This window comes from Sinorhizobium sp. 22678 (assembly GCF_052044265.1).
GTDB lineage: Bacteria > Pseudomonadota > Alphaproteobacteria > Rhizobiales > Rhizobiaceae > Sinorhizobium > Sinorhizobium meliloti_A.
The window spans coordinates 313,297-334,576 of record NZ_JBQEMS010000004.1; the positions used below are offsets into that span (position 1 = coordinate 313,297).

The following is a 21,280-nucleotide window of genomic DNA, read 5'->3' on the forward strand; positions in this document are numbered from 1 at the left end:
CCCGGGAAGCGGGCTCTTGTTTTGAGCGCTCGCGCGATCTTGAGGCTTGCTCCAACCATAGCCTGGCGACGCGCAACAGCCGAAGTGTCAGCAGCTTTCCGACTTTCCGCCGACCCGCGTCACGTCCCGGCGTTATAGGCAGCGATCGCGGCCAGGTTGACGAGGTCGGAGTCCTTTGCCGACATGGAGGCGATCTGGACCGACTTGTCGAGGCCGACCAGCAGCGGGCCGATCACGGTCGAGCCGCCCAGCTCCTGGAGCATCTTCGTCGAGATCGAGGCCGAGTGGAAAGCCGGCATGACGAGCACGTTCGCGGTGCCGGAAAGCCTGCAGAACGGATACTGCTCCATCACCCGCGCATTGAGTGCCACGTCGGCGGCCATTTCGCCGTCATATTCGAAATCCACACGGCGCCGGTCGAGGATTTTTACCGCCTCGCGTACCCGCTCCGAGCGTTCGCCGGAAGGGTGGCCGAAGGTCGAATAGGCGAGCATCGCCACCCGCGGGACATAGCCCAGCCGCTTGGCGAGGCCGGCCGCTTCCTCGGCAATATCCGCCAGCTCCTCGGACGTCGGCATGTCGTGCACCGCGGTATCGGCGACGAGCACCGTACGGCCGCGGCACAGCGCAATGGACACGCCGATCACCCGGTGGCCGGGCTTTGGATCGATGCAGCGGCGCACGTCTTCGAGCGCGGTCGAATAGTTGCGCGTAAGGCCCGTCACCATGCCGTCCGCATCGCCGAGCGCCACCATCGAGGCGGCGAAATGGTTGCGGTCGGTATTGATCAGACGCTGCACGTCTCGGAACAGATAGCCCTTCCGCTGCAGGCGCGAATAGAGGAAATCGGTATAGGCGCCGACGCGCTTCGACAGGCGCGCATTGACGATCTGAATGCCGGCGCGGTCGAGGTCGATGCCTTCGCGCTCGGCGGTTTCGCGCATCACTTCCTCGCGCCCGAGCAGGAGCGCCGTGCCGAGCTGCTGGTTGGCATAGGCGATCGCCGAGCGCATCATCTGCACTTCCTCGCCTTCGGCAAAGACGATCCGCTTCGGCTGGCGGCGAACGCGCTCGACGATGCGCTGCAGCGTCGAGGCGATCGGGTCGCGCCGCGCCGAAAGCTGCTGTCCATAGGCCTTGAGGTCCTCGATCGGCTTGCGGGCGACGCCCGTCTCCATGGCCGCCTTTGCAACAGCCATCGGGATCGCCGAAATGAGGCGCGGATCGAAGGGGACGGGAATGATATATTGCGGCCCGAAGCGCGGGCGGTTGCCCTGATAGGCAGCGGCGACGTCGTCCGGAACGTCTTCCTTGGCGAGATTGGCGAGCGCTTCCGCCGCGGCGATCTTCATCGCATCGTTGATCGTCGAGGCACGCACGTCGAGCGCGCCGCGGAAGATATAGGGGAAGCCGAGAACGTTGTTGACCTGGTTGGGATAATCCGAGCGGCCGGTCGCGACGATCGCGTCGTCGCGGATCAGGGCCACTTCTTCAGGCGTGATTTCCGGATCGGGATTGGCCATGGCGAAGATGATCGGCCGTGGGCCCATGGAGCGGACCATGTCCGCGGAAAGCGCGCCCTTGGCCGAAAGGCCGAAAAATACGTCGGCGCCGTCAAGTGCCTCGGCAAGCGTCCTGCGGTCGGTCTCGACCGCATGGGCGGACTTCCACTGGTTCATGCCGTCGGTACGGCCCTTGTAGATGACCCCCTTGGTATCGCAGAGGATGATGTTCGACGGGTTGAAGCCCATCGCCTTGATGAGCTCGATGCAGGCGATCGCCGCCGCGCCTGCGCCGTTGCAGACGAGCTTGGCCGTCTTGAAGTCGCGGCCGGTCAGGGTCAGCGCGTTGACGAGGCCTGCCGCGGCGATGATCGCGGTGCCGTGCTGGTCGTCATGGAAGACGGGAATGTCCATGACTTCGCGCAGCCGCTGTTCGATGATGAAACAGTCCGGCGCTCTGATGTCCTCGAGATTGATTCCGCCGAAGGAGGGACCGAGAAAGCGGACGCAGTTGATGAATTCGTCGACGTTTTCGGTGTCCACCTCGAGGTCGATCGAATCGACGTCGGCGAAGCGCTTGAAGAGGACGGACTTGCCCTCCATGACGGGCTTCGAGGCGAGTGCGCCGAGATTGCCGAGGCCGAGGATCGCCGTGCCGTTGGAAATCACCGCAACCATGTTGCCGCGAGCCGTGTAGTCGTATGCCGTCGCCGGATCGTCGGCGATCGCCTTGACCGGAACGGCGACACCGGGCGAATAGGCAAGCGAAAGGTCGCGCTGCGTCGCCATCGGCTTGGTCGGCGAGATTTCCAGTTTTCCGGGACGACCTTGAGAGTGAAAATCGAGCGCTTCCTGCGCCGTGACGCTGGTCATTGCGCGGTCGGTCTTGTCGATACCCGGCATGTTTCCTCAACCTCCTGTGGGCGACCCTCCTGGTCAGCCTCTTTGTTGTTGTCGTCTATAAATGCTTGCGGATAGTGTGACATCTCTTTTTTTGGAACAATCATGAATTTCCTGATGGATGCATCGAACCGTTCGGGCGACGTCCTTTCCGTGTCCGATCTCGCAAGCGAGGAGAGCCGCTCCACTGCCACGCCGATGATGGAGCAGTTCATCGAGATCAAGGCGAACAATCCGGATTCGCTCCTGTTCTATCGCATGGGCGATTTCTACGAGCTGTTCTTCCAGGATGCGGTCGAGGCCTCGCGCGCGCTCGGTATCACGCTGACGAAACGCGGCCAGCACATGGGGCAGGAAATTCCGATGTGCGGCGTGCCGGTGCATGCGGCCGACGATTACCTGCAGAAGCTGATCGCATCCGGCTACCGTGTCGCCGTCTGCGAACAGGTGGAGGACCCGGCCGAAGCGAAGAAGCGCGGCAGCAAATCGGTCGTGCGCCGCGATGTCGTGCGCCTGGTGACGCCGGGAACGATCACCGAGGAGAAGCTGCTCTCGCCTTCGGAATCGAACTATCTGATGGCGCTGGCGCGCATCAGGAGCGGCTCGGAGCCGGCCTACGCCCTTGCCTGGATCGACATTTCGACGGGCATCTTCCGCCTCGCCGAGACGGCGGAAAGCCGCCTGCTTGCCGACATATTGCGCATCGAACCGCGCGAGCTGATCGTGCCCGACACCGTGTTTCACGATCCCGATCTCAGGGCCGTCTTCGACGTGCTCGGGCGCGTCGCGGTGCCACAGCCGGCCGTCCTCTTCGACAGCGCGACGGCGGAGGGGCGCATTTCGCGCTACTACGGCGTCGGGACGCTCGACGGTTTCGGCAGCTTCTCGCGCGCCGAGCTCGCGGCCGCTTCGGCGGCGGTCTCCTATGTCGAGAAAACCCAGCTCCAGGAGCGCCCGGCGCTCGGCATTCCGGAAAGGGAAAGCGCCGCCTCGACACTCTTCATCGATCCGGCGACCCGCGCCAATCTGGAACTCGCCAAGACGCTTTCCGGCTCCCGGGACGGCAGCCTGCTCAAGTCGCTCGACCGTACGATGACGAGCGGAGGCGCCAGGCTGCTCGCCGAAAGGCTGATGTCGCCGCTGACCGACCCGGAGCGAATCAACCAGCGGCTGGATTCGATCGAGGTGCTGGCCGATCAGCCGCGGTTTACGACGGATGTTCGCGACGCTCTTCGCAGGGCGCCGGACATGCCGCGGGCCCTGTCGCGGCTCGCGCTCGGCCGCGGCGGCCCTCGCGATCTCGGTGCCATCCAGGCGGGCATGCGGGCCGCGGCGGCGATATCGGCGCTCCTTACGGGCGCCGAGCTCTCGGCGGAATTGACCGAAGCGCGCAACACGATCGCGGCCTTGCCGGGGGAGTTGCTCGCGCGCCTCGACGCAGCCCTTGCCGAGGAACTGCCGCTTCTGAAACGCGACGGCGGCTTCGTCCGCGAGGGCGCGAGCGCCGAACTCGACGAGATGCGGGCGCTGCGCGATCAGTCGCGCCGCGTGGTCGCAGGGCTGCAGCTGCAATATTGCGAAGAAACCGGCATCAAGTCGCTGAAGATTAAGCACAACAACGTGCTGGGGTACTTCATCGAGGTGACCGCCGGCAATGCCGGATCGATGACCGACAGCGATGCCGGCCGCGCCCGCTTCATTCATCGCCAGACCATGGCGAATGCGATGCGCTTCACAACGACCGAGCTTGCCGAGCTCGAAACGAAGATCGCCAATGCCGCGGACCGGGCGCTGGCGATCGAGGTCGAGACCTTCGAGGCCATGACGCGCGAGGTGGTCGCCGAGGCCGAGGCGATCAAGGCGGCAGCGCTGGCGCTCGCGACGATCGACGTCTCGGCCGGGCTCGCGGTGCTTGCGGAGGAGCAGAATTATACGCGCCCTACGGTCGACCGCTCGCGAATGTTCGCGATCGAGGGAGGACGCCACCCCGTCGTGGAGCAGGCCTTGCGGCGCCAGGCTGCCAATCCTTTCGTCGCCAATGGCTGCGATCTTTCTCCGCCGAACGGCGAGCAGGGCGGCGCGCTCTGGCTCCTCACCGGTCCCAATATGGGCGGCAAGTCGACTTTCCTGCGCCAGAACGCGCTGATCGCGATCATGGCCCAGACGGGATCCTTCGTGCCCGCGGCCGCCGCGCATATCGGCGTGGTCGACCGGCTCTTCTCGCGCGTCGGCGCTTCGGACGATCTCGCCCGCGGGCGCTCGACCTTCATGGTCGAGATGGTCGAAACGGCGGCGATCCTCAACCAGGCGACGGACCGCTCGCTGGTGATCCTCGACGAGATCGGGCGCGGCACCGCGACCTTCGACGGCCTGTCGATCGCCTGGGCGGCGGTCGAGCATCTGCACGAGGTCAATCGCTGCCGCGGGCTCTTCGCGACCCATTTCCACGAGTTGACCGTGCTCTCCGAAAAGCTCGTGCGGCTGTCGAACGCGACCATGCGCGTCAAGGAGTGGGACGGCGACGTCATATTCCTGCACGAAGTGGGCCCGGGCGCAGTCGACCGCTCCTACGGCATCCAGGTCGCCCGCCTTGCAGGCTTGCCGCCGTCGGTCGTCGCCCGCGCGAAGGATGTGCTCGCCAAGCTCGAGGATGCCGACCGCAAGAATCCGGCGAGCCAGCTGATCGACGACCTGCCGCTGTTCCAGGTCGCCGTCCGGCGGGAGGAGGCGGCGAGGGCATCGTCGGGTCCTTCGAAGGTCGAGGAATCCCTGAAGGCGCTCAACCCGGACGACATGACGCCGCGCGAGGCGCTCGACGCGCTTTACGCGCTCAAGAAGGAGCTTTCCAACCGCTGATTTCGCCGGGCTATTTCCCCTGTCATTCGGCCGGCAAAAGGGCTATACAGCGGCGCTTGCAACGAATGATCTAAGTCGGACAGGACGCTCCTCGGCACTTCATGGCCAGACACCAAACCTCCTTTCCCGAAATCCTGGACGTGTCGGCGCTTCGGGCCAGGTGCGACTTCATCGCCTCCGCGCATGCCGAACAGCGCGAACCGATGCGCCGGGCCTTGCTTGCGGCCTTCAAGGAGGCAAATGTCGCGGGCCGCGCCAAGGCGCGCGAACTGCTCGCCGCAGACGGCGCAGGAATAAAATGCGCCGAGCGCATCTCCTGGCTTCAGGACCAACTGATTACCCTTTTGCACGACTTCGTGCTGAACCAGATTTTCGACGCCGCGAAGGCTCCCGAAGCTTCGCGCATCGCGGTTACCGCCGTCGGCGGCTACGGCCGCGGAACGCTGGCGCCAGGCTCTGATATTGACCTGCTCTTCCTCCTGCCCGCCAAGAAGGCGGTCTGGGCGGAGCCGGCGATCGAATTCATGCTCTATATCCTGTGGGACCTCGGCTTCAAGGTCGGCCACGCAACGCGAACGATCGAGGAATGCATCCGCCTGTCGCGTGCAGACATGACCATCCGCACCGCAATCCTCGAATGCCGCTATGTCTGCGGGTCCGCGGCCCTGGCGAACGAACTCGAAACGCGCTTCGATCACGAGATCGTCCGCAATACCGGCCCGGAATTCATTGCCGCCAAGCTCGCCGAGCGGGACGAGCGCCATCGCAAGGCGGGCGACACGCGCTACCTCGTCGAGCCGAATGTCAAGGAAAGCAAGGGCGGCTTGCGCGACCTGCACACGCTCTTCTGGATTTCGAAATATTTCTATCGGGTCAAGGACTCCGCCGATCTCGTCAAGCTCGGCGTCCTTTCGAAGCAGGAGTACAAGCTCTTCCAGAAGGCCGAGGATTTTCTCTGGGCGGTGCGCTGCCACATGCATTTCCTGACCGGCAAGGCGGAGGAGCGCCTCTCATTCGACATCCAGCGCGAGATCGCCGAGGCGCTCGGCTATCACGACCACCCCGGGCTCTCGGCGGTGGAACGCTTCATGAAGCACTACTTCCTGGTGGCCAAGGACGTCGGCGACCTGACCCGCATCTTCTGCTCGGCGCTAGAGGACCAGCAGGCCAAGGACACGCCCGGGATCACGGGCGTCATAAGCCGCTTCCGCAATCGCGTCCGCAAGATCGCGGGCACGCTCGATTTCGTCGATGACGGCGGGCGCATCGCGCTTGCGAGCACCGACGTGTTCAAGCGCGACCCGGTAAACCTCATGCGCCTGTTCCACATCGCCGACATCAACGGGCTCGAATTTCATCCGGCGGCGCTGAAGCAGGTGACCCGGTCTTTGAGCCTGATCACGCCGCACTTGCGTGAAAACGAAGAGGCCAACCGGCTCTTCCTGTCGATACTTACCTCGCGGCGCAATCCGGAACTGATCCTTCGCCGGATGAATGAAGCGGGGGTGCTCGGCCGTTTCATTCCCGAATTCGGCAAGATCGTCTCGATGATGCAGTTCAACATGTATCACCACTACACGGTGGACGAGCATCTCCTGCGCTCGGTCGACGTCCTCTCCCGCATCGAGCGGGGCCTGGAGGAGGAGGCGCATCCCCTGACGGCGATGCTGATGCCTGGCATCGAGGACCGCGAGGCGCTCTACGTCGCCGTTCTGCTGCACGACATCGCCAAGGGCCGCCCGGAGGATCATTCGGTGGCCGGCGCCAAGGTCGCGCGAAAGCTTTGCCCGCGCTTCGGGCTGACCCCGAAACAGACCGAAATGGTGGTCTGGCTGGTCGAGGAACATCTGACCATGTCGATGGTCGCGCAGACCCGCGACCTTAACGACCGCAAGACTATCGTCGATTTCGCCGAACGGGTCCAATCCCTCGAACGGCTGAAGATGCTGCTCATCCTCACCGTCTGCGACATCCGCGCTGTCGGGCCCGGCGTCTGGAACGGCTGGAAGGGCCAGCTCCTGCGCACGCTCTACTACGAGACCGAGCTTCTGCTCTCGGGCGGCTTTTCGGAACTGTCGCGCAAGGAGCGGGCGAAGCACGCCGCCCATATGCTGGAGGAGGCGCTCGCCGACTGGCCGAAGAAGGAGCGCCAGGCTTATGTGCGGCTGCATTACCAGCCCTATCTTCTGACCGTGGCGCTCGAGGAGCAGGTGCGTCATGCGGGCTTCATCCGTGAGGCGGACAATGCGGGCCGGACGCTCGCGACCATGGTGCGGACCCATGACTTCCACGCCATCACCGAAATCACGGTGCTGTCGCCCGACCATCCGCGCCTGCTGACCGTCATCGCCGGCGCTTGCGCCGCGGCTGGCGCCAACATCGTCGGCGCGCAGATCCACACGACATCGGACGGCCGGGCGCTCGATACCATTCTCGTCAACCGCGAGTTCTCGGTCGCCGAGGACGAGACGCGCCGGGCGGCAAGCATCGGCAAGCTGATCGAGGACGTGCTCTCCGGCCGCAAGAGGCTGCCCGAGGTGATCGCCAGCCGGACGCGTGTGAAGAAGCGCAGCAGGGCCTTCACCGTGACGCCGGAGGTAACCATCAGCAATACGCTGTCGAACAAGTTCACCGTCATCGAGGTCGAAGGCCTCGACCGGACCGGTCTGCTTTCCGAAGTGACCGCGGTGCTGTCAGACCTGTCGCTCGACATCGCCTCGGCCCATATCACCACCTTCGGCGAAAAGGTGATCGACACCTTCTACGTCACCGATCTGGTCGGCTCGAAGATCACCAGCGAGAACCGGCAGATGAACATTGCGGCGCGCCTCAAGGCGGTGCTGGCGGGCGAGGTGGACGAAGCGCGCGAGCGCATGCCCTCCGGCATCATTGCGCCGACCCCTGTGTCCCGCGTACCCCACGGTTCCAAAACGACAAAAGCCGAAACATGAGTCTGGTCAAGAAATTCGCCACCGTCGGCGGCGCAACGCTCGGAAGCCGGCTCTTCGGCTTTATCCGGGAAACCTTCATGGCGGCCGCGCTCGGCACCGGCCCGGTCGCCGACGCCTTCAACACCGCCTTCCGGCTGCCGAACACCTTTCGCAGGCTTTTTGCCGAAGGGGCGTTCAATTCGGCCTTCGTGCCGCTTTTCGCCAGGGAGATCGAGGCGCACGGCATGGAAGGCGCACGGCGCTTTTCCGAGGAGGTCTTCGGCGTCCTCTTCACCGTTCTTCTTCTGCTGACGATCGCCATGGAACTGGCGATGCCGTTTATCGTCGGCCAGTTGATCGCTCCCGGATTTGCCGACGACCCCGCGAAATTCACAAGCACCGTCACCTTCGCGACGATCATGTTTCCCTATCTCGCCTGCATGTCGCTGGCGGCAATGATGGCGGGCATGCTCAATTCGCTGCACCGCTATTTCGCGGCAGCCATCGCGCCGGTCTTCCTGAACTTCATCCTGATCGGCGTGCTGGCCTATGCCTGGTACAGCGGCCAGGATGCGGTCGCGGTCGGCTATGATCTCTCCTGGGGGGTGCTAGCCGCGGGCCTCGTGCAACTGGCGATCGTCTGGGTCGCGGTGCGCAATGCCGGAATCCGGATCGGCTTTCGCCGACCCCGGCTGACGGCGAACGTCAAACGCCTGCTGGTGCTGGCGCTTCCCGCGGCGATCACCGGCGGCATCACGCAGATCAACCTCCTGATCAACACCAATATCGCTTCTGCAAAGGAAGGCGCCGTCTCGTCGCTCGTCTATGCCGACCGCATCTATCAGCTGCCGCTCGGCGTCGTCGGCATTGCCGTTGCGACCGTGCTTCTGCCCGAGCTTGCGCGGGCTCTGCGCGGCGGCAATCTCAACGAGGCGGCAAACCTGCAGAACCGTTCCGTCGAATTCACACTGTTCCTGACACTTCCCGCCGCCGCGGCACTGCTCGTCATGTCGGAGCCGATCGTCCGGCTCCTCTTCGAGCGCGGCCAGTTCTCGCCGGAATCCACCGTCGTCGTTGGTCATATTCTGGCGATCTACGGCCTCGGCCTGCCGGCCTTCGTGCTGATCAAGGCCTTCATTCCCGGCTTCTTCGCCCGCGAGGATACCCGCACGCCGATGATCTTCGCCGGAATTTCCGTGGCAGTGAACGTCTCCCTGGCGCTGACGCTCTTTCCGTCGCTTGCCGCCAGCGGCATCGCGACGGCCGAAATCGTCGCCGGCTGGGTGAACGCCCTGCTTCTTTTCGCGACGCTCGTCTGGCGTGGGCACTGGGGGCGCGATACTCCCTTGCTGACGAGGATTCCCCGGCTGGTGATCGCCGCTGCCGTCATGGCGGCCGCGTTGTACTTTGCCGTGGATTGGCTCGCCTTGCCCCTTTCTTCCACCGCACCGCTTGCGACCCGCGCCCTTACCCTCTGCGGCCTGATCGCCGCCGCGATGGTGATCTATTTCGCGGTCGCGTTCGGGACCGGCGGCGCAAGCCTCTCGATGATCCGCCGCAGCGTCAAACGGGGGGCACCGGCCTCGTCCGCCGAGCGGGCGAGCGAAGGGGCGGATCGGCAATGAGACAGTCGATTGCCCGCGTCGCCATCGTCGTGCCCGATTACGACGAGGGCATCGCCTTTTACTGCGGCAAGCTCGGCTTCGACCTCCTCGATGACAGCGACCTCGGCGGCGGCAAGCGCTGGGTCGTCGTGCGGCCGAAAGGTGCGGCGGAGACCGCGCTCCTGCTCGCCAGGGCCGAGGGCGAAAGGCAGCGCGCCGCGATCGGCAATCAGACCGGCGGGCGGGTCGGCTTCTTTCTCTTCACCGACGACTTCGGCCGCGATCACGCCGCCATGCTTTCGGCAGGCGTGACGTTCCTCGAGGCGCCCCGCCATGAGGTCTACGGAACCGTTGCCGTCTTCGTCGATCCCTTCGGCAATAGGTGGGATCTCCTTCAGCCCGCGTGACCATGCCTCTTGATTGCGCCCGGCCCGCCGTGCATAAGCGCGGCGGATATCAACTGGAGCCGGGCCCTCCACAAGCCCGATTGGGGACGACATGAACGAATTCAAGCCGCTCGTATTTTCCGGTGTTCAGCCGACCGGCAACCTGCATCTCGGCAATTATCTCGGCGCGATCCGCAAATTCGTCGCCCTTCAGGAAAACAACGATTGCATCTATTGCGTCGTCGACCTGCACTCGATCACCGCGCAGCTCGTGCATGAGGACCTGCCGGGCCAGATCCGGTCGATCGCGGCGGCTTTCATCGCCTCGGGCATCGACCCCGAAAAGCACATCGTCTTCAACCAGTCGGCCGTGCCGCAACATGCCGAACTCGCCTGGATCTTCAACTGCGTCGCCCGCATCGGCTGGATGAACCGGATGACCCAGTTCAAGGACAAGGCCGGCAAGGACCGTGAAAACGCTTCGCTCGGCCTGCTCGCCTATCCGAGCCTGATGGCGGCCGACATCCTCGTTTATCGCGCCACCCACGTGCCCGTCGGCGACGACCAGAAGCAGCACCTGGAACTCACCCGCGACATCGCCCAGAAGTTCAACATCGACTTCATGGAGCATATCCGGACGCGGGGCTACGGCGTCGACATCGTCGTCGGAGAAGAGCCGATCCATGCCTATTTCCCCCCGGTCGAACCGCTGATCGGCGGCCCGGCACCGCGCGTCATGTCGCTGCGCGACGGCACCAAGAAGATGTCGAAATCGGATCCATCCGACCTGTCGCGCATCAATCTGATGGACGATGCCGATACGATCCTGAAGAAGATCCGCAAGGCCAAAACCGATCCGGACGCGCTTCCGAGCGAAGTGGACGGTCTTAAGGATCGACCGGAGGCCGAAAATCTCGTCGGGATTTACGCCGCGCTCGCCGACAGGTCGAAAGAAGAGGTGCTTGCCGAATTCGGCGGCCAGCAATTCTCGACCTTCAAGCCGGCTCTGGCCGACCTCGCCGTCAGCGTGCTTTCGCCGATCACGGGCGAGATGCGCCGGTTGATGGGCGATACCGCGCATATCGACGCTATCCTGCGCAAGGGCGGGGAGCGCGCCCGGGAACGCGCCGAGAAGACCATGCGCGAGGTCCGCGAAATCATCGGCTTTTTGCAGTAGTTCACGAAAATGAGACCTTGCGGGCGCCGCGCGGCGTTGTAATGTTCACCGCATGGTTTCAACCCGACTCTCACGAATGGAAGGCCATCGCCGCAAGTTCATGGCGGTGATCGACGACACGCCCGAATGCGGCCGCGCCGTGCATTATGCCGGTATGCGCGCGAAGAATTCCAATGGCGGCCTCGTGCTGCTCTACGTGATCGCCGACGGCGACTTCCAGCAATGGCTGGGCGTCGAGGAGATCATGCGCGCCGAAGCGCGGGACGAGGCCGAGGCGACGCTGGCCAAGATCGCGCAGACGGTGCGCGAACGGATCGGCATCGAGCCGGAAATCGTCATCCGCGAGGGCATCGCCACGGAACAGATTCACGCCGCCATCGAAGAGGACCGCGACATCGCGATCCTGGTGCTGGCGGCCGGATCGGCGAAGGAAGGCCCGGGGCCGCTCGTTTCGTCCATTGCCGGGAAGGCCGCGGCCTTCCCGATTCCGGTCACGGTCATTCCCGACCTTCTGACGGATGAGGAAATCGACGCGTTGACCTGATCTCCACAGCGCTGCGCGTCCCATCACATGAGCAAAGGTCGCTGTAGCACTCTGAATCACGCTATTACGCCTTGCGGGCTCCACCCGAGGCTCCTATATTTTGGAACAATTCTAAAAAGCCGGTCGAGGAGCGCTCCCGGCAGAACGGAGTGAGACATGTTCATCCAGACCGAAGCCACGCCGAATCCCGCCACTTTGAAATTCCTGCCGGGCAAGGTGGTGATGGAGAACGGCACCGCCGAATTCCGGAGCGAAGAAGAGGCCCTTGCAGGATCGCCCCTAGCGGCTCGGCTCTTCTCGATCCCCGGCGTCACCGGCGTATATTTCGGCTATGACTTCATAACCGTGAGCAAGGAAGCGCAGGAGTGGCAGCACCTGAAGCCCGCGATTCTCGGCTCGATCATGGAGCATTTCATGTCGGGGCAGCCGATCATGTCGGGCGCCGGCCGTGCCGAGCAGACGGATGCGGAGGACGAGTTCTTCGACGAGGGCGACGAGGCGATCGTCGCCACGATCAAGGAACTGCTCGAGACGCGGGTTCGGCCCGCCGTCGCCCAGGACGGCGGCGACATCACCTTCCGCGGCTTCAAGGACGGAACGGTGTTCCTGAACATGAAAGGCGCATGCGCCGGCTGCCCCTCTTCGACCGCGACCTTGAGGCACGGCGTGCAGAACCTGTTGCGCCACTTCGTTCCTGAAGTCGAAGCGGTCGAATCCGTCTGATCCGAAGCGGGCCGAGGCGCGGAAGCCTGCATGGCGGGCCCGCGCATCCTTCGCTTCCAGTTCGGTGTCATTTTCCTTATATCGTTTTCCATATTCCTTATGCCGGTGTGGTTTTTGGGATAGAATCACAGGTGTGATTCCGACGTGCCGCAGCGACTTGTAGATGCGGTAACTGCGGTTGCGCACCCTCGCAGCCGCACCGATCGCAGGACGCAGGGAGGAGACCGCGGCTGAAATGCTAGTTCTTGCCATTGATACATCCGGGTCCGGTTGTTTCGCTGCCGTCTGCGACGGCGGCTCCGGAGAGCTTCTGGCATGCGCGGGCGCGGAAATCGGACGTGGCCATGCGGAGCGCCTCATGGAATTCGTGGATGAGGCCTTGAGCGTCTCGGGCCGGGAACTGGGCGAGATCGATCGGATTGCCGTGACGATAGGTCCAGGATCGTTCACCGGGATCCGTGTCGGCGTTGCCGCTGCGCGCGGCCTTGCCCTGGCGCTCGGAAAGCCGGCAGTCGGGGTCACGACGCTTCAGGTCGTCGCCGAAAGCGCGCGGCTGAAACAGGCAGGCCAGCCGGTGCTCGTCGTCCTCGACGCCAAACGGGGCGAGCTTTACCTCCAGGCCTTCGATGCCTCGGGACGGCCGCAAGGGGAGGCGGAAATCCTGGCCGCCGAGGAAGCGCTCCGGCGCTTTTCCGGGTTCGCCGGCATCGTCTGCGGCTCCGGTGCCCTTGCCGTCACCGGCGCGGCGGGCGGCAAGCCGGACGAGATCGATATGGCGACCCTCGCCCGGCTGGGCGCGGCGGCCGATCCTGCTTCTGCGCGTCCTAAGCCGCTTTATCTGCGCGGACCGGACGCCAAGCCCCAGGCCGGATTCGCCGTGACCCGCGCCTGACCGGAAGACGCCAAACGCCATTCGCCCGTATACTCTCCAGAACGTCCAAGAAACGCCCCGATGAGCCTTACCGACTATTTCACCCGCCGCGCCGAGTTCGAGATTTTCGCGCTTGAAGAGGCCGATCTCGGCGCCGCGGCCGCGCTGCATCGCCAGCGCTTTGCCGCCGCCTGGAGCGACGGCGAAATCCATGGGCTCCTGAGTCAGGAGACAGTGTTCGGATTCGTCGCGCGCCAGACCAATGCCAACGGCATGTTCCGGCCGGCCTTCGGCGGCTTCGTCCTGTCGCGGGCGGTCGCCGGCGAGGCCGAGATACTGACGATTGGGGTCGACCCCCGCTACGCGCGCTCCGGTCTCGGCTGGCGCCTCATGCAGGCGGCGATGCGGGAGGCCGCGGTCAAGGGAGCAGAGGCACTGTTCCTGGAAGTCGACGAGACGAACCAGGCCGCGATCGGTCTCTACGGAAAGCTCGGCTTCCGCAAGGTCGGGGAGCGGAAGGCCTATTACCAGGCGCGGCCCGGCGAGCGCAGCGCGGCGCTTGTCATGCGGCTCGATCTTCGTTAGAGCATCTCGCTGTTTCATGGAAACACTGAAATGCTCTAACCCTTTGGGCCAACGCACTTCCGGACGGAAAACCGTTACACACTTTTCCTGGAAACGCTCTGGAGCGAGATGAGGAAGGCGTGTGCGGTTTTCGCCCGTATCCCGCGTCTCAACCCACTGGAACAGATCACGTTCATGATTTCACGCAAACGGTGAAGCGCAGTTTGGAAGGTGCCTGCGGATGATCAATTGGGTGCGGGTCGCTCTTTGCGGCATGCTGCTCGTCATGGTCTCGCTGGTGCTGATGCCGGTCCAGATCCTTTGTCTCTGGCTCGATCTGAAACCGCGGCGCTGGCTGCCGCGTCACTGGCATCGCGTCGCCTGCCTGCTGCTCGGCCTGCGCGTCCGCGTTCATGGCGAGCTCGACCGCCGGCGTCCCTTGCTCCTCAGCGCCAATCACGTCTCCTGGAAGGATATCCTGGTGCTTTCCTCGGTGGCGGACGTCGTTTTCGTTGCAAAGTCGGACGTCAAGAGCTGGCCGGTATTCGGGCTTCTCGCCCGCCTTCAGGCATCGGTTTTCGTGGAACGCGAGCAGAAGCGCACCACCGGTCACCAGGTCAATGACATCGGGCGGCGGCTCGCCGATGGGGAAATCGTCGTGCTCTTCCCGGAAGGAACGACCTCCGACGGCAACCGGCTGCTCGACATCAAGACCTCGCTGTTCGGCGCGGCCGCTTCGGCGGTTCCGCAGTCGCCGACCGGCGTGGTTCATGTCCAGCCGCTGGCGATTTCCTACACCGGCATCCACGGCATGCCGATGGGTCGCTATCATCGGCCGATCGCCGCATGGCCGGGCGACATCGGTCTGGTGCCGCACCTTCTCGGAGTGCTCAGAGAGGGAGCCCTGGAGGTCGATGTCGATTTTGGCGAGGCGGTGGATTATGACCGGCACGCGAACCGCAAGGAAGTGAGCCGCCTCATCGAGCAGCGGATCCGCAAAATGCTGTCGGATCGGCTGCGAGGGCGTTCCCGATCCGCCGCGAAGGTCGAGCCGGCTGCCGCGCTCTCTGTGGCGCCGGACGTTCCGTCGGACGCGCGAAGGTCGCGGTAGCACTCTCAAATGCCTCAATCCGGGATCACCCTGAAGGGGTGACCGGTCGCGGCTCGCGCCGTGCCGGCCCGAAAATGCTTCAACTTTGGGGCGCTATGCACTAAAGAACCCGCATGACCCAGGAAACCGCTCTTCTGTCGACGTCGCCCGAGGCGGGCGACCTGAACGTTCCGGCGCGCAAGGTCTTCGTCAAGACCTATGGCTGTCAGATGAACGTCTATGACTCCGACCGCATGTCGGATGCGCTCTCGCGCGACGGCTATGTTGCGACCGATGTCCTGGAAGACGCCGATTTCGTGCTGCTCAACACCTGTCATATCCGCGAAAAGGCTGCCGAGAAGGTCTATTCCGAGCTCGGTCGCCTGCGCGAACTGAAGAAGGCCAAGGCGCGCGAGGGCCGCGAGATGCTGATCGGCGTGGCCGGCTGCGTGGCCCAGGCAGAGGGCGACGAGATTCTCCGCCGCGTCCCGGCGGTCGATCTCGTCATAGGCCCTCAGACCTATCATCGCCTTCCCGAGGCGCTGAAGCGGGCTCGCGCCGGCCAGCGTATCGTGGAAACGGACTATGCCATCGAGGACAAGTTCGTCCATCTGCCGGCGCCCGATAAGGCCAAGACCCGTGCGCGGGGCGTCACGGCTTTCCTGACCGTCCAGGAAGGCTGCGACAAGTTCTGCACGTTCTGCGTGGTACCCTACACGCGCGGCTCGGAAGTCTCGCGCCCGGTGTCACAGATCGTGGCGGAGGCGGAGAAGCTCGTTGAGGGCGGCGTGCGCGAAATCACCCTGCTCGGACAGAATGTCAACGCCTGGCGCGGCGAGGGTCCACATGGGCGCGAATGGAGCCTTGGCGACCTCTTGCGGCGCCTCGGCGAAATCGATGGCCTTGCACGCCTGCGCTATACCACCAGCCATCCGCGCGACATGGACGACAGCCTCATAGAGGCGCACCGGTCGATGGCGAAGCTGATGCCCTATCTGCACCTGCCGGTCCAGTCGGGCTCCGACCGTATCCTGAAGGCGATGAACCGGCGCCACACGGCTGCCGAATACCTGGCGCTCGTCGAGCGCATTCGTGCGGCGCAGCCCGACCTGGCGCTTTCGGGCGATTTCATCGTCGGCTTTCCCGGCGAGACCGATCAGGACTTCGAGGATACCCTTCGGCTTGTCGAGGGAGTGAACTATGCACAGGCTTTCTCGTTTAAGTATTCGACGCGTCCCGGAACGCCGGGCGCCGAGCTCAAGGAACAGGTTCCCGAGGACGTGAAGGCCAAGCGTTTGGAAATATTGCAGGCTTTGCTCGTAAAGCAGCAGCGCGGTTTCGCCGAGGCCTGTGTGGGTCGGGAGATCGACCTGCTCCTGGAGAAGCCGGGCCGCATGCCGGGGCAGCTCGTCGGTCGGTCGCCGTGGCTGCAGCCCGTGAATGTTGATGCAAAAGCATCGCAAATAGGTGACATTATCAGAGTGCGAATCACCAAGGCCGGGCCGAACAGCCTGTTTGCCGAGATGATCGGGGAATCGGACGCGAGGAGCTGACCGCTTGAACGGACACGAACTGATTTCTTCCTCATCTCGCCAGTCGAAGACATCCGCGACGGACGCCAATCACTTCGTGCTCACCTTCGAGAACAACCGCTTTGCGAGCGAGCTCTTCGGTCAGTTCGACCAGAATCTGAAATTGCTGGAAGAGCGATTGCGCATCGACGCCCGGCCGCGGGGAAACTCCGTCGCCATCTCCGGTGACGTCGTCGCAACCAATCAGGCGCGCCGTGCCCTCGACTATCTCTACGGAAGGCTGCAGAGTGGCGCTTCGATCGATACATCCGATGTCGAAGGTGCGATCCGCATGGCGGTCGCCGCCGACGATCAGCTACAGTTGCCGACGATGGAGCGCAAAGCCAAATTGACAATGGCGCAGATTTCGACGCGCAAGAAGACAATCGCTGCGCGCACGCCGATGCAGGATTCCTATATCCGCGCCATGGAGCGGGCCGAGCTCGTCTTCGGCGTCGGTCCTGCGGGCACGGGCAAGACCTATCTCGCCGTCGCCCATGCCGCCCAGCTCCTGGAGCGTGGCGCGGTCGACCGGATCATCCTCTCGCGTCCGGCTGTCGAGGCGGGCGAGCGGCTCGGCTTCCTGCCCGGCGACATGAAGGAGAAGGTCGATCCCTATCTGCGTCCGCTCTATGACGCGCTGTACGACATGATGCCGGGCGACAAGGTCGAGCGGGCGATCACCGCGGGGGTCATCGAGATCGCGCCGCTCGCCTTCATGCGCGGGCGCACGCTTGCCAATGCCGCCGTGATCCTCGACGAGGCGCAGAACACGACGTCGATGCAGATGAAGATGTTCCTGACCCGTCTCGGCGAGAACGGCCGGATGATCGTCACCGGCGATCCGAGTCAGGTAGACCTGCCGCGCGGCGTAAAGTCAGGGCTCGTGGAGGCGCTGCAGATACTCAAGGGCGTGGAGGGCGTCTCGGTGATCCGCTTCAAGGATGCCGACGTCGTCCGTCATCCTCTGGTGGCGCGGATCGTCAGGGCCTATGACAGCCAGACGGCGGTTCACGACGAGAGCGAGCAGAGCGATCGCTGAGGCGGCCGCGTTTATCATGACGGCATTGGACATTCAGATCAGCGTCGAGGCAGGAGACTGGCCGCCCGAAGAGGAGCTTCGGTCTTTTTGCGAGCGTGTTCTCGAGGCAGCGGCGGATTTTCTCGCGCGTGAGGAGAAGCAGCCGCTGCCGGCACAGGTGGCGGAACTGTCGCTGGTCTTCACCGACGATCAGTCGATCAGGGCGATCAACGCGGAGTGGCGAGACCAGGACAAGGCGACGAATGTTTTGTCCTTTCCCGCCTTTCCGGTGACGCCGGGCAGGATGCCGGGGCCGATGCTCGGCGACATCGTGGTCGCCCATGAGACGCTCAGGCGGGAGGCGGTGGAGCTCGAAAAGCCCTTCGACGCCCATTTGACGCATCTTCTCGTTCATGGATTCCTGCATCTTTTCGGGTATGATCATATCGAAGACGACGAAGCGGAGAGAATGGAGGGGTTGGAGACTCGCATTTTGGCGCGTCTTGGCCTATCTGATCCCTACGGGGACCAACCCCCGCATTGACAGTTTGGAACGATGAGCGACTTCAAGACACAGCCGGCCGCTGTCGCGACCGAGGAGGCGGAAGCCTCCGGCGACACCGAGGCCGGTAGTAGTACCGCCGCCCGATTCGAGGGCAGCAAATCCACATCATCATTTTGGAGCCGTGCCGCGCGTCTGTTGCGCGGTGTGAGCCCGTCGAGCCTGCGCGAGGATCTCGCCGATGCGCTCATGACGGACGCCGAAGGCAATGCGGCTTTCTCGCCCGAAGAGCGGGCTATGCTCAACAACATCCTCCGCTTCCGCGAGGTTCGGGTCGAGGACGTGATGGTTCCGCGAGCCGACATCGAAGCGGTGGACCAGAATATCACCATAGGCGAGCTCATGGTGCTCTTCGAGGAGTCGGGACGCTCGCGCATGCCGGTTTACAGCGAGGGGCTCGACGACCCTCGCGGCATGGTGCACATCCGTGACCTTCTTGCCTATGTGACCAAGCAGGCGCGCAACCGCCGCCGCAACGGCAAAGCCCATGCGGCGGCGACGGCGAACGGCGACAAGCCCGAAAGGGCGCCCCGGCAGATGAAGGCAGGCTTCGATCTTTCTCGCGTCGATCTCGACAAGACGGTGGAGGAGGCGGGGATCGTCCGGCAGCTCCTGTTCGTGCCGCCGTCGATGCTCGCCTCGGATCTCATGCAGCGCATGCAGGCCGCGCGCATCCAGATGGCACTCGTCATCGATGAATACGGCGGGACGGACGGTCTCGTATCACTCGAGGACATCGTCGAAATGGTGGTCGGCGACATCGAGGACGAGCATGACGACGAGGAAGTGATGTTCGCGCGCAGCTCGGACGACGTCTTCGTCGCCGACGCCCGGGTGGAGCTCGAGGAGATCGCCGAGGCCGTCGGACCGGACTTCGACGTGCGCGAGCAACTCGAGGATGTCGATACGCTGGGCGGACTGGTCTTCGCATCGCTCGGCCGGATTCCTGTCCGCGGCGAGGTGGTCCAGGCGATTCCCGGCTTCGAATTCCAGATTCTCGATGCCGATCCGCGTCGCGTCAAACGCGTCAGGATCATGCGCAAGCGTCCGCCGTCACGCCGCCGCCTGCCGAAGGTCGAGAAGGAGCCGTTGCCCGATGCGTTCACCACGGCCGGCCCCACTGGGGCGGGTGCCCAGCCCCCGTCCTCGTTCGAATAGGGCCGGCTCGCCGTCGCCTTGAGAGGGGACAAGCAGCCACTTTTTTGGAAGACTGCCGCCGATTGATTCGGTCGTGCTGCGTGTGTCCTTGAATCCTCGAGGACAGGGTCCCGCGCAAGGTCTCCCCCACGTCCGGCGCCGACGGGAGGTTCAATGGAAAGACTGGCAGGCAGAATCATACTTCTCTCGGGCGTGTCCCGAACATTCGTCGGCTTTCTCGCCGGCCTTCTGGCGGTGCTTGCCCAGCCGCCCTTCGGCATTTTCGCGGCGGCTTTCGTCTCCTTTCCCGTCCTTGTCTGGCTGATCGACGGGGTGGCGCCCGACCCCGGCGACGGCGTGCTGCGGCGGCTGATGCCGCCCGCGGCGATCGGCTGGTCCTTCGGTTTCGGTTATTTCCTGGGTGGTCTCTGGTGGCTGGGCAATGCGCTTCTGGTCGAGGCGGACGCGTTCGCCTGGGCGCTGCCGCTCACCGTCGTCGGCCTCCCGGCCGTTCTGGGGCTCTTTTACGCGCTGGCTGTCGTCATTGCCCGCAGCCTCTGGTCGGACGGCTGGGGCCGGATCGCCGCCCTCGCGCTCGGCTTCGGCATCGCCGAATGGCTGCGCGGCTTTCTCTTTACCGGCTTCCCCTGGAATGCCATCGGCTATGCGGCCATGCCGATGCCCTTGATGATGCAGTCGGCCAGCGTCGTCAATCTTTCGACGATCAACATGCTGGCCGTTTTCGTCTTCGCCGCGCCGGCTCTGATCTGGACGGGCAAGGGCGCGCGCGCCGGTCTCGCCATCGCCGCAGCGCTCTTTGCGGCGCATGTCGCTTTCGGCTTTTACCGGCTCGCCCAGCCGGCACCGGTGCCGCTCCAGCCGGAGATGAGCGTCCGCGTCGTCCAGCCGGTGATCGACCAGGCCAAGAAGCTCGACGACCGCGAGCGTGCGTCGATTTTCGAGGACCATCTCTCGCTGACGGCCGCCCCGGTCCAGGATGGCGCCAAACGGCCGGACATCGTCGTCTGGCCGGAAACGTCGATCCCTTTCATCCTCACCGACAATCCCGACGCCCTGGCGCGGATCGCCGACGTTCTCCAGGACGGGCAAGTTCTCGTCGCCGGCGCCGTCAGGGTCGAGGATGCCGGTGCCGGACTGCCGCCGCGCTATTACAATTCGGTCTATGTGATCGACGATCGAGGGCAGATCGTCGGTGCGGCGGACAAGGTGCATCTGGTGCCTTTCGGTGAATACCTCCCGTTCGAGGATCTGCTGACCTCCTGGGGCCTGAGCTCCGTCGCGGCCTCGATGCCGGGCGGTTTCTCGGCCGCCAGCACCCGCCCGATGCTGACCTTGCCGGGCGGCCGGCGGATCTATCCGATGATCTGCTACGAGGCGATCTTCGCCGACGAGGTGGACGGCAATGCCCGGCTCGCAGACGCGCTCCTCAATATCACCAACGACGCCTGGTTCGGCGATACCCCCGGCCCGCGCCAGCATTTCCATCAGGCGCAGCTCCGCGCGGTCGAAACCGGAACTCCGATGATTCGTGCCGCGAATACTGGTATTTCAGCAGTTGTTGATGCACGTGGTGTTTTAGTGCTAGTATTGGGCTACAATTACAAGGGGGTTCTAGACACAATTCTGCCGGGAAAACTGCCTACGCTCACAAATATCGCAACGCGCAGCCAAATTTTTTGGCTGACGATGGGAATTCTATTTGTGGTTGCAGTGATATCGCGCTCAGGTTTTAATATTAGGAAGAATTGACGTAAAACCCCTAAAATTGCATAGTGCATTTCGCCATCAACCTTCGCCTGCCGTCGAGCATGACAGGGTTGC

16 protein-coding genes are annotated in these 21,280 nt (G+C 64.0%); 15 read left to right on the plus strand and 1 reads right to left on the minus strand.

The features are described 5' to 3' along the window. Positions 1 to 119: 119 nt before the first annotated feature. Positions 120 to 2,405, minus strand: coding sequence for an NADP-dependent malic enzyme (locus tag ACTJKL_RS09135; RefSeq protein WP_018093999.1), 2,286 nt, complete (start codon positions 2,403 to 2,405; stop codon positions 120 to 122). Between the two features lie 102 nt (positions 2,406 to 2,507). Between ACTJKL_RS09135 and mutS the strand changes: the two genes are divergently transcribed. The 15 genes from mutS (at position 2,508) to lnt (ending at position 21,208) form a co-directional block, all read left to right on the plus strand. After that, complete coding sequence (gene mutS / locus ACTJKL_RS09140; RefSeq protein WP_440852728.1) at positions 2,508 to 5,258, plus strand: DNA mismatch repair protein MutS; 2,751 nt, start codon at positions 2,508 to 2,510, stop codon at positions 5,256 to 5,258. Between the two features lie 101 nt (positions 5,259 to 5,359). Beyond that, on the plus strand, positions 5,360 to 8,209 hold the full coding sequence (locus ACTJKL_RS09145; protein ID WP_379937064.1) for a [protein-PII] uridylyltransferase: 2,850 nt from the start codon (positions 5,360 to 5,362) through the stop codon (positions 8,207 to 8,209). After that, the gene (gene murJ, locus ACTJKL_RS09150) at positions 8,206 to 9,813 is read left to right on the plus strand and encodes a murein biosynthesis integral membrane protein MurJ (protein ID WP_440852729.1); all 1,608 of its coding nucleotides are present in this window, start codon (positions 8,206 to 8,208) and stop codon (positions 9,811 to 9,813) included. Before ACTJKL_RS09145 ends, murJ begins: the two co-directional genes overlap by 4 nt. Next, complete coding sequence (locus tag ACTJKL_RS09155; protein WP_018094003.1) at positions 9,810 to 10,199, plus strand: VOC family protein; 390 nt, start codon at positions 9,810 to 9,812, stop codon at positions 10,197 to 10,199. The genes murJ and ACTJKL_RS09155 overlap by 4 nt, the downstream gene beginning before the upstream one ends. Positions 10,200 to 10,290: 91 nt before the next feature. Next, positions 10,291 to 11,355 (plus strand): tryptophan--tRNA ligase, encoded by a 1,065-nt coding sequence (trpS, locus tag ACTJKL_RS09160; RefSeq protein WP_440852730.1) that lies wholly within the window; start codon positions 10,291 to 10,293, stop codon positions 11,353 to 11,355. 52 nt (positions 11,356 to 11,407) lie between these two features. Further along, a complete protein-coding gene (locus tag ACTJKL_RS09165; protein ID WP_003527692.1) occupies positions 11,408 to 11,899 on the plus strand; it encodes a universal stress protein in 492 nt (163 codons plus the stop codon). Positions 11,900 to 12,055: 156 nt separating this feature from the next. Then, entirely contained in the window at positions 12,056 to 12,622 is a 567-nt protein-coding gene (locus tag ACTJKL_RS09170; RefSeq protein ID WP_018094005.1) for a NifU family protein, read from the plus strand. A 235-nt stretch (positions 12,623 to 12,857) separates the two neighbouring features. Continuing rightward, positions 12,858 to 13,514, plus strand: coding sequence for a tRNA (adenosine(37)-N6)-threonylcarbamoyltransferase complex dimerization subunit type 1 TsaB (tsaB, locus tag ACTJKL_RS09175; RefSeq protein ID WP_440852731.1), 657 nt, complete (start codon positions 12,858 to 12,860; stop codon positions 13,512 to 13,514). A gap of 60 nt (positions 13,515 to 13,574) precedes the next feature. Continuing rightward, positions 13,575 to 14,078, plus strand: coding sequence for a GNAT family N-acetyltransferase (locus ACTJKL_RS09180; protein ID WP_440852732.1), 504 nt, complete (start codon positions 13,575 to 13,577; stop codon positions 14,076 to 14,078). Between the two features lie 220 nt (positions 14,079 to 14,298). Next, positions 14,299 to 15,168 (plus strand): lyso-ornithine lipid O-acyltransferase, encoded by an 870-nt coding sequence (olsA, locus tag ACTJKL_RS09185; protein ID WP_437407941.1) that lies wholly within the window; start codon positions 14,299 to 14,301, stop codon positions 15,166 to 15,168. 113 nt (positions 15,169 to 15,281) lie between these two features. Continuing rightward, the gene (miaB, locus tag ACTJKL_RS09190) at positions 15,282 to 16,700 is read left to right on the plus strand and encodes a tRNA (N6-isopentenyl adenosine(37)-C2)-methylthiotransferase MiaB (RefSeq protein WP_440852733.1); all 1,419 of its coding nucleotides are present in this window, start codon (positions 15,282 to 15,284) and stop codon (positions 16,698 to 16,700) included. A gap of 4 nt (positions 16,701 to 16,704) precedes the next feature. Further along, the gene (locus ACTJKL_RS09195) at positions 16,705 to 17,760 is read left to right on the plus strand and encodes a PhoH family protein (protein WP_100669754.1); all 1,056 of its coding nucleotides are present in this window, start codon (positions 16,705 to 16,707) and stop codon (positions 17,758 to 17,760) included. Positions 17,761 to 17,776: 16 nt separating this feature from the next. Next, a complete protein-coding gene (ybeY, locus tag ACTJKL_RS09200) occupies positions 17,777 to 18,283 on the plus strand; it encodes an rRNA maturation RNase YbeY (RefSeq protein ID WP_440852734.1) in 507 nt (168 codons plus the stop codon). A gap of 12 nt (positions 18,284 to 18,295) precedes the next feature. Beyond that, the gene (locus ACTJKL_RS09205) at positions 18,296 to 19,459 is read left to right on the plus strand and encodes a hemolysin family protein (RefSeq protein ID WP_100669752.1); all 1,164 of its coding nucleotides are present in this window, start codon (positions 18,296 to 18,298) and stop codon (positions 19,457 to 19,459) included. Between the two features lie 153 nt (positions 19,460 to 19,612). Continuing rightward, positions 19,613 to 21,208, plus strand: coding sequence for an apolipoprotein N-acyltransferase (gene lnt, locus ACTJKL_RS09210; protein WP_440852735.1), 1,596 nt, complete (start codon positions 19,613 to 19,615; stop codon positions 21,206 to 21,208). The last annotated feature ends 72 nt before the right edge of the window (positions 21,209 to 21,280 follow it).